The organism is Streptomyces sp. UH6, from assembly GCF_013421635.1.
In the GTDB taxonomy this organism is placed as follows: domain Bacteria; phylum Actinomycetota; class Actinomycetes; order Streptomycetales; family Streptomycetaceae; genus Streptomyces; species Streptomyces abyssomicinicus.
On the sequence record NZ_JACADT010000049.1, the window covers coordinates 1 to 14,625 of the forward strand.

A 14,625-nucleotide genomic window follows, 5' to 3' on the forward strand; every position below is an offset into this window, starting at 1 on the left:
ATCGCCGTCCTCCCCCGCGACGTCCACGCAGCCGGTGGCCAGGGCGGAGACGGCGAGGACCGTGGCGGCGAGACGGACGGATACGTACACACGGCGCACGGGAGCCACCTCCGAGGGCGGGCAGGGCGGGAAAGTCACCCTGCCCAACTCCCGCCGCACGCAGGAGGACACGCCCGTCCGCCACGCAATCCCCGCCGCGGCGCGGGCCCACCGCCGCTCCGCGGGGCCCCTCAGCCGTAGCCGAGGTCGTGGAGGCGCTCGTCGTCGATGCCGAAGTGATGGGCGATCTCGTGAACGACCGTCACCTCCGTCTCCGCGACCGCGTCCTCCCTGGTGTCGCACATCCGCAGTGTCGGGTTCCGGTAGATGGTGATCCGGTCCGGCAGCACCCCCGCGTACCACTCGCCCCGCTCGGTGAGCGGCGTCCCCTCGTAGAGCCCGAGCAGGTCGGGATCCTCGGCGGGCGGCTCGTCCTCGACGAACACGGCGACGTTGTCCATCAGCCGCGTCAGCTCCGGCGGGATCCGGTCGAGGGCCTCCGCCACCGTTTCCTCGAACTCCTCGCGCGTCATCTCCAGCACACCGCCATTCTGTGCCACAACGGCCCGCCGCACACCCGTCCCGCAGACCCCCGCACCGCTTCTCACGCGCCGCGTACCGAGCCGGGGACCTGGGCATACGGTCCCAATGGCCCGCATCAGCGTCCGTCCGTCCGCCGTGCCGCACCGCATACGCGCCCTGTGGGAGCGGAGGTCCGCCGCCGGCGACCGGCCCGGGCCGGGCCGCCGGGCGCACCCCGTGGCACGCGCCGCCGGGCTGGTCACGGTGGTGCTGGCCGGCGCGTGGCTGGGCCTGACGACCGTCGGGGCGGTCCGCGCGCCCGTCGGCCCGGTGAACACCACCATGGCCCTGCACCCCTCCCTGGACGGCGGCACGGAGATCGACATCCCGCCGCTGGGCGCGCTCCACCTGGACACCCACACCGCGCCCTTCCGGCTCCAGGTCGACGTCGACCAGCTGGACCCCGAACGCTCCCGCGACCTGGTCGACCACCCCGAACGCATATCCGGCCTCCAGGACGCCGTCACCGAGGACGTGGGGCGCGGCATCCGCACCCTGGCGCTCCGTTCCGGCGTCGCGGTGGTGGTGGGCGCCACGGCGCTGGGCCTGGTCGTCTACCGGCGTCCGCGCCGTGCCGCGGCCACCGGCGGTCTGGCCCTGGCCCTGCTCGCGGCCTCCGGGGCGACCGCGTGGGGCACCTGGAACCCCAACTCGGTGCTGGAGCCCCGCTTCTCGGGCCTGCTCTCCTCCGCCCCCTCGGTGGTGGGCAACGCCCGCAGCATCGTCTCCGACTTCGACGTCTACCAGCAGGAGCTGGCCCGTCTGGTCACCAACGTCACCAAGCTCTACGACGCCACCAGCACCCTCCCCGCCTACCGGCCCGACCCCACCACCATCCGGGTCCTGCACGTCTCCGACATCCACCTCAACCCGGCGAGCTGGGAGATCATCGCCTCCCTGGTCGACCAGTACGAGATCGACGTGATCGTGGACTCCGGCGACACGATGGACCACGGCACCAAGGCCGAGAACCCCTTCCTGGACCCCGTCCCGGACCTGGGCGCGCCCTACGTCTGGGTGCGCGGCAACCACGACTCCCGGGACACCCAGGCCTACCTCTCCGGGCTGGACGACGTGCGGGTCCTCGACGAGGGCCGGGCGGTCGACGTCGCGGGGCTGCGGTTCGCGGGCATGGGCGACGCCCAGTTCACGCCGGACCGGAGCAAGCCGCAGGGCGGGAAGGCCGCGGCGGAGCGGGCCGGGGTGCAGCTGGCCTCCGAGATCCGCGACCAGCGCCGGGCGGGCACCCCGGTCGACGTCGCCGTGGTCCACGACCCGCAGGCGGCGCGGAAGGTGGACGGGGTGGTCCCGCTGGTGCTGTCCGGCCACATCCACAAGCAGCGGACTCAGCTCATGGAGCTGGGGACCCGGCTGCGCACCGAGGGCTCCACCGGCGGTGGCGGACTGCGGGCGCTGGAGGGCGAGAAGCCGGACCCGATCGAGGCGTCGGTCCTCTACTTCGACCGGGACAGCCGCCGGCTCCAGGCGTGGGACGCGATCCGGCTGGGCGGCCTGGGGCTCACCACGGCCGAGGTGAGCCGCCATCTGGTGGAGGAGAACCAGCCGGGCGGGGCGTCCCCCTCGCCGTCCGGATCCGCCTCCGGATCGCCGGCCGCGCCGCCCCCGCCACGGCGGTCCGGAGGCGAGCGCTAAACGTTTTGGCGATACCCGTCGGCATCACCTATGCTTCTCACGTCCCCGACGCGCTGAGAAGCGCCCAGGCGGGCCGTATAGCCCTCATCGTCTAGCGGCCTAGGACGCCGCCCTTTCAAGGCGGTAGCACGGGTTCGAATCCCGTTGGGGGCACGCAAGATCGTGTGCGACACTGTTAACGCAAGACGCGCACAAAGCTTGGTCCTGTGGAGCAGTTTGGAGTGCTCGCCACCCTGTCAAGGTGGAGGCCGCGGGTTCAAATCCCGTCAGGACCGCTGAGGTTTCACATGAAACCTCGTGGCTGGGTAGCTCAGCTGGTACGAGCGTCCGCCTGAAAAGCGGAAGGTCCCCGGTTCGACCCCGGGCCCAGCCACCACGAGGAAGACCCCCTTCGGTTCGCCGGAGGGGGTCTTCCGCTGTGCGGGGGCCCATCACTGTGTCCGGCCCCACGCGCGCCCCGGGTTAATGCACTCGCCACCCCGTTCGGGAAGGTGCGATCCTGGAATGCGTATGTCTACGCAGCCTGCCTCCGCCACCGCCGCGCCCGCCTTCGGCGACATCGCCCACCGCCTGGCCCAGCTCTCCCTGCGGGAGGCGCACCGGCTGGGACGGCGACTCGAGGGCGCCCGGAAGATACGCAAGCCCGAGGCCCGGGCCGCCGTCCTCGCCGAGATCACGGCCGAGGTCGAGAAGGCCGAGGCCAGGTCGGCGGAGCGCGCCTCCCGGGTGCCGGCGGTCACGTATCCGCAGAGCCTTCCGGTCAGCCAGAAGAAGGACGCCATCGCCGAGGCGATCCGCGACCACCAGGTCGTGATCGTCGCCGGTGAGACCGGCTCCGGCAAGACCACACAGATCCCCAAGATCTGTCTGGAGCTGGGCCGTGGCGTGCGCGGGATGATCGGTCACACCCAGCCCCGGCGGATCGCCGCCCGTACGGTCGCCGAGCGGGTGGCGGAGGAGCTGAACACCCCGCTGGGCGAAGCAGTCGGCTGGAAGGTCCGGTTCACCGACCAGGTCGGCCAGGACACCTTCGTCAAGCTGATGACGGACGGCATCCTGCTGGCCGAGATCCAGACCGACCGCGACCTGCGCGCCTACGACACGATCATCATCGACGAGGCGCACGAGCGGTCCCTCAACATCGACTTCCTGCTGGGCTACCTGGCCCAGCTGCTCCCGCGCCGCCCCGACCTCAAGGTCGTCATCACCTCGGCGACCATCGACCCCGAGCGGTTCTCCCGGCACTTCGGTGACGCCCCGATCGTCGAGGTCAGCGGCCGGACTTACCCGGTGGAGGTCCGTTACCGCCCCCTGCTGGAGGAGAACTCCGAGGAGGTGGACCGGGACCAGATCACCGCGATCACCGACGCCTGCGAGGAGCTGATGGCGGAGGGGCCGGGCGACATCCTGGTCTTCCTCTCCGGCGAGCGGGAGATCCGCGACACCGCGGACGCGCTCACCAAGAAGCGGTACCGGTCGACCGAGATCCTGCCGCTCTACGCCCGCCTCTCGCACGCCGAGCAGCACCGGGTCTTCCAGCAGCACTCCGGCCGCCGGATCGTGCTCGCCACCAACGTGGCCGAGACCTCACTGACGGTGCCGGGCATCAAGTACGTGGTCGACCCGGGCTTCGCCCGGATCTCCCGCTACAGCCACCGCACCAAGGTGCAGCGGCTGCCGATCGAAGCGGTCTCCCAGGCCAGCGCCAACCAGCGCAAGGGCCGTTGCGGCCGTACCAGCGACGGCATCTGCATCCGCCTGTACTCCGAGGACGACTTCGCGTCCCGCCCGGAGTTCACCGACGCGGAGATCCTCCGCACCAACCTGGCCTCGGTCATCCTCCAGATGACGGCGGCCGGCCTCGGCGACATCGAGAAGTTCCCCTTCATCGATCCGCCGGACCACCGCAACATCCGGGACGGCGTGCAGCTCCTCCAGGAGCTCGGCGCGCTGGACCCGGCGGAGAAGGATCCGCGCAAGCGCCTCACCACGATGGGCCGCAAGCTCGCCCAGCTGCCGGTGGACCCGCGGCTGGCGCGGATGGTGCTGGAGGCGGACAAGAACGGCTGTGTCCGCGAGGTCATGGTGATCGCGTCCGCCCTCTCCATCCAGGACCCGCGGGAGCGGCCCACCGAGAAGCAGGCGCAGGCCGATCAGCAGCACGCCCGGTTCAAGGACGAGTCCAGCGACTTCCTGGCCTTCCTCAACCTGTGGCGGTACGTCCGCGAGCAGCAGAAGGAGCGCGGCTCCTCGGCGTTCCGCCGGATGTGCAAGCAGGAGTACCTGAACTTCCTGCGGATCCGCGAATGGCAGGACATCTACAGCCAGCTCCGGTCCGTCGCCCAGCAGATGGGGATACGTCTCAACGAGGAGGACGCCCCCGAGCAGTCCGTCCACGTCTCGCTGCTGGCCGGCCTGCTGTCGCACATCGGCATGAAGGACGTGAAGGACGCCGGGAAGGAGGGCGGGCGGGGCACGGGCAAGGAAGCCGGGAAGGGCACCACGAGGAACGAGTACCTCGGCGCGCGGAACGCGAAGTTCGCGATCTTCCCCGGTTCGGCGCTCTTCAGGAAGCCGCCGCGGTTCGTGATGTCCGCCGAACTGGTGGAGACCTCCCGCCTGTGGGCGCGGGTCAACGCGAAGATCGAGCCGGAGTGGGTGGAGCCCATCGCCGGCCACCTGCTCAAGCGGACCTACAGCGAGCCGCACTGGGAGAAGGACCAGGCCGCGGTGATGGCGTACGAGAAGGTGACGCTCTACGGCGTCCCGATCGTCGCCCAGCGGAAGGTGAACTACGGCCGGATCGACCCGGAGATCTCCCGGGAGCTGTTCATCCGCCACGCCCTGGTGGAGGGCGACTGGCGCACCCACCACAAGTTCTACGCCGACAACCGCAAACTGCTCACCGAGGTCGAGGAGCTCGAGCACCGGGCCCGCCGCCGGGACATCCTGGTCGACGACGAGACGCTCTTCGACTTCTACGACCAGCGGATCCCCGAACACGTCGTCTCCGGCGCCCACTTCGACTCCTGGTGGAAGCACAAGCGCCATGAGGAGCCGGAGCTGCTCGACTTCGAGCGCTCCATGCTCATCAACGAGAAGGCCGGACAGGTCACCAAGGACGACTACCCGGACTCCTGGCGGCAGGGCCGGCTGAAGTTCCGGGTGACCTACCAGTTCGAGCCGGGCACCGACGCGGACGGCGTGACCGTGCACATCCCGCTCCAGGTGCTCAACCAGGTCACCGACGAGGGCTTCGACTGGCAGATCCCGGGTCTGCGCGAGGAGTTGGTCACCGAGCTGATCCGCTCGCTGCCCAAGCCGATCCGCCGCAACTACGTCCCGGCGCCCAACTTCGCGCAGCGGTTCCTCGGCCTGGCGGTCCCCGGCCAGGAGCCGCTCGACACGGCGATGGCGCGGGAGCTGCACCGCATGGTGGGCGTACGCCTGGAGCCCGCGGACTTCGACTGGTCGAAGGTGCCGGACCACCTCAAGATCACTTTCCGGATCGTCGACGAGCGGCGGCGGAAGCTGGCCGAGGACAAGGACCTGGAGGCGCTCAAGACCGCCCTGCGCCCCAAGGCCCGCCAGGCGATCTCCCAGGCCGCCGCGGCCACCGCCGAACGGTCGGGCGGTCCCTCGCTGGAGCGGACCGGCCTCACCGACTGGACGATCGGCACGCTGACCCGGGTCTTCGAGACCAAGCGGGCCGGCCAGCCGGTGAAGGCCTACCCGGCGCTGGTGGACGACGGCGACACCGTCTCGGTGCGGCTGTTCGACAGCGAGGCCGAACAGGCCGAGGCGATGTGGCGGGGCACCCGCCGGCTGATCGTGCGCAACATCCCGGTCAACCCGGCCAAGTTCGCCCTCGACCGGCTCTCCAACGCCCAGAAGCTGGCTCTCTCCGCCAACCCGCACGGCTCGGTGCAGGCCCTCTTCGACGACTGCGCGCTGGCGGCGGCGGACAAGCTGATCGCCGACTTCGGCGGCCCGGTCTGGGACGAGGAGTCGTACCGGAAGCTCTACGACAAGGTACGGGCCGAGATCGTGGACACCACGGTGCGCGCCGTCGGTCAGGTGCAGCAGGTGCTGGCCGCGTGGCAGTCCTGCGAGCGGCGGCTGAAGTCGGTGAAGAGCCCCGCGCTGCTGGCCAACCTCACGGACGTCCGCACCCAGTTGGACGGGCTCGTGAAGCCGGGCTTCGTGACCGAGGCCGGACTGCCGCGGCTGCCGCACCTGATGCGCTACCTGGTGGCCGCGGACCGGCGGCTGCAGCAGATGGCGACCAACGTCCAGCGGGACACCACCCGCATGGAGAAGGTCCAGGAGATGCGGGACGAGTACGCCTGGCTCCTGGAGCAGATGCCGAAGGGACGCCCGGTGCCGGCGGCCGTGCGGGAGGTCCGGTGGATGATCGAGGAGCTGCGGGTCAGCTACTTCGCGCATGCACTGGGGACCGCCTACCCGGTGTCGGACAAGCGGATCGTGAAGACGATCGACACGCTGGCACCGTGAGCCGGGCCGGGCGGGACGGGCGGGACGGGCGGGACGGGCGGGACGATCAGGGTGACGGTCCACTGACACACAGTGAGTTCGACCAGTGGGCCTCACTCCTGTAGAGTCCTTCTCGCAGCGCAACGCGGGAAACCGCACAGCGAAGCACCTGGTCCTGTGGAGCAGTTTGGAGTGCTCGCCACCCTGTCAAGGTGGAGGCCGCGGGTTCAAATCCCGTCAGGACCGCATCAGTTCGAAGGCCCGCACCGTTTCGGTGCGGGCCTTCGTCGTGCGTGTGGGCAAGCCGGACCGGGGCATGCGGATCCCGGAGCCACCGCGCCGAAAGGGCGTCAGATTCCGCTCAGGGCCCCTGCGGTGCCCTGCCGCACGGTCCGCGCCCTCCGCGAGCCTCCACGGGCCGCACAGGGCCCCTCAAGCGCCTCGCGCGCCCCGCCCGGGGCGACCGTCGCCGACGACCTGCCCACTGTCGCATATGCCTCCGGCCCGCCCCTTTAGCGCATGCGCCACAGATCCGACAACCTGCCGTCGGTGTGAAAGGTGTCACCGAATCTGTTTTTCGAAGGTGGGAAGTTAACCCCTGCTTACATCGCGTCAATTTTATATGTGCAATTGCACGTTGCCCCGAGGCGTTCCCGGGTTCTCCCGGAAGCCGTGGGCGCCTCCCTGATCTGCGACTACGCCCGGGGGTGGAGATCCGCCGAAGCTCCCGCGAAGGGGCCTGGGAGAGGCCTCCAGCCCTCACCGCGAGGGCAAAAAAAGATCGCGCTGAACCCGGCGGAGTTCAGCGCGATCGACGACGCGTCAACGTGCAAGGGGGTGTCCGGTGGGCCTGGGGCCCAGGACCAGGTCCTGTTGGGGCAGGACCGGCGTCGTATGGAGCTGGGTGACGGACGTCTCTGTCGGCTGGGGGACCGACCGACCCGTCCGGCTATTCAATTGTGGGCGCCGAATTGGTCGCGCGCCTTGGAAACGATGGCCCTCAGGCCTCGCTGCGCTGCTGGGGGATACCCGCCAGCAGGGCGCGGACCTCGGCCTCGCGGTAGCGCCGGTGTCCGCCGAGCGTGCGGATCGACGTGAGCTTGCCGGCCTTCGCCCACCGCGTCACGGTCTTGGGGTCGACGCGGAACATGGTGGCGACCTCAGCCGGGGTCAGCAGCGGCTCGGCATCAGGGGTGCGAGCGGTCATGAGCGGCCTCCTCGGGAGAACCGACGTTCTCGGTTCTTTCCTCTAAATTCTGCACCTTGACCCGCGTTGCCCGAAATGGCGGACGCGAGTCGAGTCGGTTATAGGACGAACGGCTTGTCCTCGGCACTACAACTACACCATCTGTCCAGCCGCGTCGGCCAAACCGATGGAATTGCCCTCCCAGGTGTTCATCCGCGACGGAAGCCGATGGACCGTGCCATAACGGACAGTCACTCCACTGTGACGATCAGTCACAGACTCCACAGAGGCCATCAGACCCCCCACGGGTTCAGCGCCGATGCACGCCCGAACGGACAGCGGGAGCCCGCCCCGGGCTCCTTGTCCTATTTTGGCATGAGGGGCGGCAAGATACGCAAGGGCCGGGTACGTGCACTCCGTCACGCTAAGGGCTGTGTGTCCGTTTCGCGCCAGGCGTGAACCCGGATCCGTGCGCTCCCGGCCCGCACCACCGTGTGCGCCGGGGGTCAGCTGGCGATGCCGCGCTGCCGGACCGATCGCCACCGGACCACCATCCGCTCGTAGGCCTCGCCGGCCGCCTCGCCGTCGCCGCTGCGCAGGGCCGCCAGGGCTTCGGCGGCGTCCGCCGCGGAGTGGTCCTCGGCGAGGTCGTCCTCCGGAAGCGCGTGGACCAGGCCACCGTAGTCCAGCTCGACCAGCGAGCGCGGGTGGAACTCCTCCAGCCAGCGGCCCACGCCGGTCAGGGCCTCGGAGAGCGGGCCCTCCCCCACCGACTCCCGGACCGTGCGCAGTCCTCGGGCCAGGCGGCGCCGCGCCTCGACCATGCGGGTCCGGTAGCGCAGCACCGGCGGCTCGTCGTCCGTGCCGGCCCGCCACTCCCGCTCCTCGTCGGCGACCAGCACGAACCAGTGGCCCGGAACGTGCCAGGTGGCGCTGCGGATCCAGGGCCGGGCATCGGGGTTGCGCGCCAGCCAGTGCTCGTAGTCCCGGGCGGCTTCCTCCCGCACCACCGGAGGCAGCAGGGCGTCGAGCACAGTTGGCGGAAAATCGCCCCCGAAATCCTTGAGGGCCTGCCATCCCCGCAACCGCGTGCGCCACGGGCACACACGGACGACGCCGTCCACCTCCGTCACGAAGGCCTCCCCGCTCTCGTGCACCGGCACCGGTGCGGGCGGGGTGGCCAGGAGATCGGCGAGCGACCGCCGGAGTTCGTCCTGGCAGGTGGGCCGGCCGGGGCGGGCCGCGTACCGCTCCCAGTGGGCGCGCTCCTCGCGGGGGAAGGCGTCCAGTGGTTCGTAGACCCGCAGATAGGCGGGGTAGGGCACGATCACCGAGGTCACCTTGGGCACCTCTCCACCCTCCCCGACGTGATCCGTCCGAAACCCGTCCCACTCGGATCCGAAGCGGGCGGAAAGCAAGGAAGAAACGGGCAGAACAGTCCCGCTCCGGACCGCGGATACTCCTCGCGAGGGTGATCCTGTGTGTGCGCGGCCAGGGTGGCCCTCCAGGCTCTACGCTTCGTGCCACGGTTTCCGCCACCCGTACGGGAACCGCCGTAACCGCCGCTACTCATCCAGGAGTCACCACCGTGACCGAAGTGACCGACGGCGTCCTGCACACCCTGTTCCACTCGGAGCAAGGGGGGCATGAGCAGGTCGTGCTCTGCCAGGACCAGGCCAGCGGACTGAAGGCCGTGATCGCCATCCACTCCACCGCCCTGGGCCCCGCCCTCGGCGGGACGCGCTTCCACCCCTACGCCACGGAGGCCGAGGCCGTCGCCGACGCCCTCAACCTGGCCCGCGGGATGTCGTACAAGAACGCCATGGCCGGCCTCGGGCACGGGGGCGGCAAAGCGGTGGTCATAGGAGACCCGGAGAAGATCAAGTCCGAGGAACTCCTCCTCGCCTACGGGCGGTTCGTGGCCTCGTTGGGCGGCCGGTACGTGACCGCCTGCGACGTCGGCACCTACGTCGCCGACATGGACGTGGTGGCCCGGGAGTGCCCCTGGACCACCGGCCGCTCCCCGGGCAACGGCGGCGCCGGCGACTCCTCGGTGCTCACCTCCTACGGCGTCTTCCAGGGCATGCGGGCCTCCGCCCAGCATTTGTGGGGCGACCCCACGCTGCGGGGCCGGACGGTGGGCATCGCCGGCGTGGGCAAGGTCGGACGCCACCTGGTGGAACACCTGCTCGCGGACGGCGCCGAGGTGGTCGTCACCGACGTCCGCGAGGACGCGGTGCGGGCGCTGCTGGAGAAGCACCCCACGGTGCGGGTCGCGGTGGACGCCGACGAGCTGGTCCGCACTCCGGGGCTGGACATCTACGCCCCGTGCGCGCTGGGCGGCGCCCTCGACGACGCCACCGTGGCGGCGCTCACCGCGACGGTGGTGTGCGGCGCGGCCAACAACCAGCTGGCCCACCCCGGCATCGAGAAGGACCTGGCGGACCGGGGCATCCTGTACGCGCCGGACTACGTGGTGAACGCCGGCGGCGTGATCCAGGTGGCCGACGAGCTGCTCGGTTTCGACTTCGACCGCGCCAGGGCCAAGGCGACGAAGATCTTCGACACCACCCTGGAGCTGTTCGCGCGTGCCAAGGCGGACGGCATCCCGCCGGCCGCGGCGGCCGACCGGATCGCCGAACAGAGGATGGCCGAATCCCGTCGGTCCGCCCCGGTGACCACGGTGGCCTGACGCGCGGCGGGTCCGGCCCGACGGCCGGCGCGTCAACCTTCCGCCCGACGCTTCCTCCATCAGAGGGAAGAAACGTGTCGGCGACGGGACGGCGACGCGCCGGTTCCGGGTGAATGATCGCCTCGCGGTGCCGCAGTTCGGCGCCGGAAGGTCCGGACAGCGGGAGACAACTGTCACTTCTCCGGGCGGGTCTTCCGGGCAGAAGTGGTTAAAATCGGCACTGACCAGCGGGGACGGGGCACCTCGCGGGTGCTGGGCACACACGCTTGGTGCGGGCGACGTACCGTATGGGCGCGGGCTCAGGTACCGTGGAAGCCCTACGGACCGGTCTCTCTGCGGAGAGTCCGTTCCGGATCATGAACGCGTCAAGACTCTGGGGCCGTCGAGCCCCGTCGTTGAGGGGGTCGAGCCATGGGGCGCGGCCGGGCCAAGGCCAAGCAGACGAAGGTCGCCCGCCAGCTGAAGTACAACAGCGGCGGGACGGATCTCTCACGCCTGGCCGAGGAGCTGGGCGCATCGACGTCGAATCCGACGCCTAACGGCGAGCGGTTCGAGGACGATGAGCAGGACGACGACCTGTATTCGCGGTACGCCGAGCTCTACGGGGCCGACGACGACGACGAGGACGAAGAGCCCTCTCAGCGTCGCGGTGCCTGACAGCGTTCACCGCTCATACTGATCTGGACCCGGTTCGGGGCTTCGGCCCCGAGCCGGGTTCAGTGTTGCCCGGACCTGGTCGGCACGGCCGGTCCGGACCGGTGTCCGTGGAACCCGCGGTGCGGGGGGCGCCGCGGCTCCGGCCGCGGCTTCCCGGCGGGGCCGGGCGGTCCCGGCGGGACCGCCCGCCGGGACCGGTGGCATCAGCCCGCGTAGTCGCCGATCAGTTCCGCGCCCGTGGTGTGCTCGCCGCGGGGGACGATCTCGCCGGCCACCCACGCCTCGACGCCTCGGTCGGCCAGGGCGGAGAGGGCGACCTCGACCGACTCCTGGGGCACGACGGCCATCATGCCGACGCCCATGTTGAGCGTCTTCTCCAGCTCCAGCCGCTCGACCCCGCCGGTCCGGCCGACCAGGGAGAAGATCGGGTCCGGGGTCCAGGTGGACCGGTCGACCACGGCGTGCAGGCCGTCCGGGATCACCCGCGCCAGGTTGGCCGCCAGGCCGCCTCCGGTGATGTGGCTGAAGGCGTGCACCTCACAGGCCCGCATCAGCGCCAGGCAGTCCAGCGAGTAGATCTTGGTCGGCACGAGCAGTTCCTCGCCCAGGGTCCGGCCGAGCTCCTCGACGTGCGCGTCGAGCGCCATGCCGGCACGCTCCAGCAGGACGTGGCGGACCAGCGAGTACCCGTTGGAGTGGAGACCCGAGGAGGCCATCGCGATCACCGCGTCGCCCTCCCGGATCCGGTCCGGGCCCAGCAGCGCGTCGGCCTCCACCACGCCGGTGCCGGCGCCGGCCACGTCGAAGTCGTCGGCCCCGAGCAGGCCCGGGTGCTCCGCCGTCTCGCCGCCGACCAGCGCGCAGCCGGCCAGGACGCAGCCCTCGGCGATGCCCTTGACGATGGCGGCGACCCGCTCCGGGTGGACCTTGCCCACGCAGATGTAGTCGGTCATGAAGAGGGGCTCCGCCCCGCAGACCACGATGTCGTCCATGACCATGGCGACCAGGTCGTGCCCGATGGTGTCGTAGACGCCCATCTGCCGCGCGATGTCGACCTTCGTGCCGACGCCGTCGGTGGCGGAGGCGAGCAGCGGACGCTCGTAGTTCTTCAGGGCGGAGGCGTCGAAGAGGCCGGCGAAACCGCCGAGGCCGCCGAGGACCTCGGGGCGCTGGGTCTTCTTCACCCATTCCTTCATCAGCTCGACTGCGCGGTCGCCCGCCTCGATGTCGACGCCGGCAGCCGCGTAGCTGGCACCTGTCTCAGTGGACATGACTGTGTGAGCTTTCTGTCGGGTACAGCTGGAGGGCTGCGGGGGATCTACGAGGGATCTTCGTGGGATCTACGAGGGACCGGAAACGGGCCACGGGGGCCGCCGGGCCGGGCACGGAGGCACCGGGCCCGGCGGCACGCGTCGTGGGGCTACGGGCGCCGGATGGCGGCGCTGGCAGCGGTCTCCACCGGAGCGGCCAGCTCCGTCTCCAGCAGCTGCTTGCCGAGCAGCTCGGGGTCGGGGAGCTCCATGGGGTACTCACCGTCGAAGCAGGCACGGCACAGGTTCGGCTTGGCGATGGTGGTCGCCTCGATCATGCCGTCGATGGAGATGTAGGCGAGCGAGTCGGCGCCGAGCGAGGTGCCGATCTCCTCGATGGTCATGCCGTTGGCGATCAGCTCCGCGCGGGTGGCGAAGTCGATACCGAAGAAGCAGGGCCACTTCACCGGAGGCGAGGAGATCCTGATGTGGACCTCGGCGGCGCCGGCCTCGCGGAGCATCCGGACCAGGGCGCGCTGGGTGTTGCCGCGGACGATGGAGTCGTCCACCACGACCAGGCGCTTGCCCTTGATGACTTCCTTGAGCGGGTTCAGCTTCAGCCGGATGCCCAGCTGGCGGATGGTCTGCGAGGGCTGGATGAAGGTCCGGCCGACGTAGGCGTTCTTGACCAGGCCGGCGCCGAACGGGATGCCGGAGGCCTCCGCGTACCCGATCGCGGCGGGCGTGCCGGACTCGGGCGTCGCTATCACCAGGTCGGCCTCGGCGGGCGCCTCCGCGGCCAGGCGGCGGCCCATCTCCACGCGGGAGAGGTACACGTTCCGGCCGGCGATGTCGGTGTCCGGGCGGGCCAGGTACACGTACTCGAAGACGCAGCCCTTCGGCCTCGCCTCGGCGAACCGGGAGGAGCGCAGGCCGTTCTCGTCTATCGCGACGAACTCGCCCGGCTCGATCTCGCGCACGTAGCTGGCGCCGCAGATGTCCAGGGCCGCCGACTCCGAGGCGACCACCCAGCCGCGCTCCAGGCGGCCCAGGACCAGCGGGCGGATGCCCTGCGGGTCGCGGGCGGCGTAGAGCGTGTGCTCGTCCATGAAGACCAGGGAGAAGGCACCGCGGACCTTCGGGAGGATCCGCGCGGCCGCCGCCTCGATGGACAGCGGCTTGCCGTCCTCGTCCGTCTGGCCGGCCAGCAGGGCCGTGACCAGGTCGGTGTCGTTGGTCGCGGCGGGGGCGGAGCCGTTGTTCCGCTCGGGCAGGTCGGCGACCATGCCGGCGAGTTCCGCCGTGTTCACCAGGTTGCCGTTGTGACCGAGGGCGATGGAGCCCTGAGCGGTCGCCCGGAAGGTGGGCTGGGCGTTCTCCCAGACGGAGGCCCCGGTGGTCGAGTAGCGGGCGTGTCCGACCGCGATGTGACCCTGGAGCGAGCTGAGGGAGGTCTCGTCGAAGACCTGGGACACGAGGCCCATGTCCTTGAAGACGAGGATCTGGGAGCCATTGCTGACCGCGATACCCGCGGATTCCTGACCCCGATGCTGGAGGGCGTAGAGCCCGAAGTACGTGAGCTTTGCGACCTCTTCACCCGGAGCCCAGACACCGAAGACGCCGCAAGCGTCCTGGGGGCCCTTTTCGCCGGGAAGCAGGTCGTGATTGAGGAGACCGTCACCACGAGGCACGTCTTCGAGTGTAGGGGAGAGCGGCCGTTGCGCCGAATGGGGTGGTGGTGGGACGAATGTCGGAGACGGCACCCCGAAGGCACCAGTCGGGAAGGCGTTTCCGCAGGTCAAGCGGCATGTGACGGTGCCGGTAGGAGGGCCTGGCCAGGGGGGCGCGGGACCCGTCGGGAGCCTTCCGGGGCCGGTACGAGTGAGGCGACGCACACCCGGTGGTCCCACGGAGCGGACAACGCCTCCACGGACCGTGACGTCCGGGGGCCGCAGCGACCCCGGCCGTGCGGCCGCTCAGCCCATCAGCGGCAGCCACGGGGACAGGTCCGCCCGCTCCCCGCTCGCGCTCACCGCGGCGGCCTCCCGGGCCCGCGCCCAGGTGAGCCGGCC

The 14,625-nt window shown here is 70.6% G+C and carries 9 protein-coding genes and 4 tRNA genes; 8 read left to right on the forward strand and 5 right to left on the reverse strand.

Going from position 1 to position 14,625, the window contains the following annotated elements:
- Window positions 1-230: 230 nt before the first annotated feature.
- Window positions 231-581, reverse strand: coding sequence for a metallopeptidase family protein (locus HW445_RS05740; protein WP_151773733.1), 351 nt, complete (start codon window positions 579-581; stop codon window positions 231-233).
- A gap of 106 nt (window positions 582-687) precedes the next feature.
- On the opposite strand from HW445_RS05740, the gene HW445_RS05745 reads away from it, so the two are divergent.
- The 6 genes from HW445_RS05745 (at window position 688) to HW445_RS05770 (ending at window position 7,014) form a co-directional block, all read left to right on the forward strand.
- Entirely contained in the window at window positions 688-2,274 is a 1,587-nt protein-coding gene (locus HW445_RS05745; protein ID WP_180219942.1) for a metallophosphoesterase, read from the forward strand.
- A gap of 80 nt (window positions 2,275-2,354) precedes the next feature.
- A tRNA-Glu gene (locus HW445_RS05750) sits at window positions 2,355-2,427 on the forward strand.
- A gap of 47 nt (window positions 2,428-2,474) precedes the next feature.
- A tRNA-Asp gene (locus HW445_RS05755) sits at window positions 2,475-2,549 on the forward strand.
- Between the two features lie 24 nt (window positions 2,550-2,573).
- Window positions 2,574-2,650: transfer RNA gene (locus tag HW445_RS05760), tRNA-Phe, on the forward strand.
- Window positions 2,651-2,784: 134 nt separating this feature from the next.
- Window positions 2,785-6,789 carry an ATP-dependent RNA helicase HrpA gene (gene hrpA, locus HW445_RS05765; protein WP_180219943.1) on the forward strand — a complete coding sequence of 1,335 codons (4,005 nt, stop codon included), beginning with the start codon at window positions 2,785-2,787 and terminating at the stop codon, window positions 6,787-6,789.
- Between the two features lie 150 nt (window positions 6,790-6,939).
- Window positions 6,940-7,014 (forward strand) — tRNA-Asp (locus HW445_RS05770).
- A 754-nt stretch (window positions 7,015-7,768) separates the two neighbouring features.
- Here the strand turns inward: HW445_RS05770 and bldC are convergent.
- Window positions 7,769-7,975, reverse strand: coding sequence for a developmental transcriptional regulator BldC (gene bldC, locus HW445_RS05775; RefSeq protein ID WP_003949541.1), 207 nt, complete (start codon window positions 7,973-7,975; stop codon window positions 7,769-7,771).
- A 485-nt stretch (window positions 7,976-8,460) separates the two neighbouring features.
- Window positions 8,461-9,303 (reverse strand): hypothetical protein, encoded by an 843-nt coding sequence (locus HW445_RS05780; RefSeq protein WP_180219944.1) that lies wholly within the window; start codon window positions 9,301-9,303, stop codon window positions 8,461-8,463.
- A 239-nt stretch (window positions 9,304-9,542) separates the two neighbouring features.
- Here HW445_RS05780 and HW445_RS05785 point away from each other — a divergent pair, with 239 nt between their 5' ends.
- Together HW445_RS05785 and HW445_RS05790 are read left to right on the forward strand one after the other, a co-directional pair.
- Window positions 9,543-10,646 (forward strand): Glu/Leu/Phe/Val dehydrogenase dimerization domain-containing protein, encoded by a 1,104-nt coding sequence (locus HW445_RS05785; protein WP_180219945.1) that lies wholly within the window; start codon window positions 9,543-9,545, stop codon window positions 10,644-10,646.
- 411 nt (window positions 10,647-11,057) lie between these two features.
- Entirely contained in the window at window positions 11,058-11,303 is a 246-nt protein-coding gene (locus tag HW445_RS05790) for a DUF3073 domain-containing protein (protein WP_180219946.1), read from the forward strand.
- A 203-nt stretch (window positions 11,304-11,506) separates the two neighbouring features.
- On the opposite strand, the gene purM is transcribed toward HW445_RS05790, so the two are convergent.
- Window positions 11,507-12,574, reverse strand: coding sequence for a phosphoribosylformylglycinamidine cyclo-ligase (purM, locus tag HW445_RS05795; RefSeq protein ID WP_180219947.1), 1,068 nt, complete (start codon window positions 12,572-12,574; stop codon window positions 11,507-11,509).
- Window positions 12,575-12,723: 149 nt separating this feature from the next.
- Window positions 12,724-14,244 carry an amidophosphoribosyltransferase gene (gene purF / locus HW445_RS05800; protein WP_180219948.1) on the reverse strand — a complete coding sequence of 507 codons (1,521 nt, stop codon included), beginning with the start codon at window positions 14,242-14,244 and terminating at the stop codon, window positions 12,724-12,726.
- Window positions 14,245-14,625 lie beyond the last annotated feature (381 nt).

Excerpts from the sequence above, each read along its gene's own strand:
- HW445_RS05745 (WP_180219942.1), top strand. The coding sequence starts at position 688 with ATGGCCCGCATCAGCGTCCGTCCGTCCGCCGTGCCGCACCGCATACGC.
- hrpA (WP_180219943.1), top strand. The coding sequence starts at position 2,785 with ATGTCTACGCAGCCTGCCTCCGCCACCGCCGCGCCCGCCTTCGGCGAC.
- bldC (WP_003949541.1), bottom strand. The coding sequence starts at position 7,975 with ATGACCGCTCGCACCCCTGATGCCGAGCCGCTGCTGACCCCGGCTGAG.
- HW445_RS05790 (WP_180219946.1), top strand. The coding sequence starts at position 11,058 with ATGGGGCGCGGCCGGGCCAAGGCCAAGCAGACGAAGGTCGCCCGCCAG.
- purM (WP_180219947.1), bottom strand. The coding sequence starts at position 12,574 with ATGTCCACTGAGACAGGTGCCAGCTACGCGGCTGCCGGCGTCGACATC.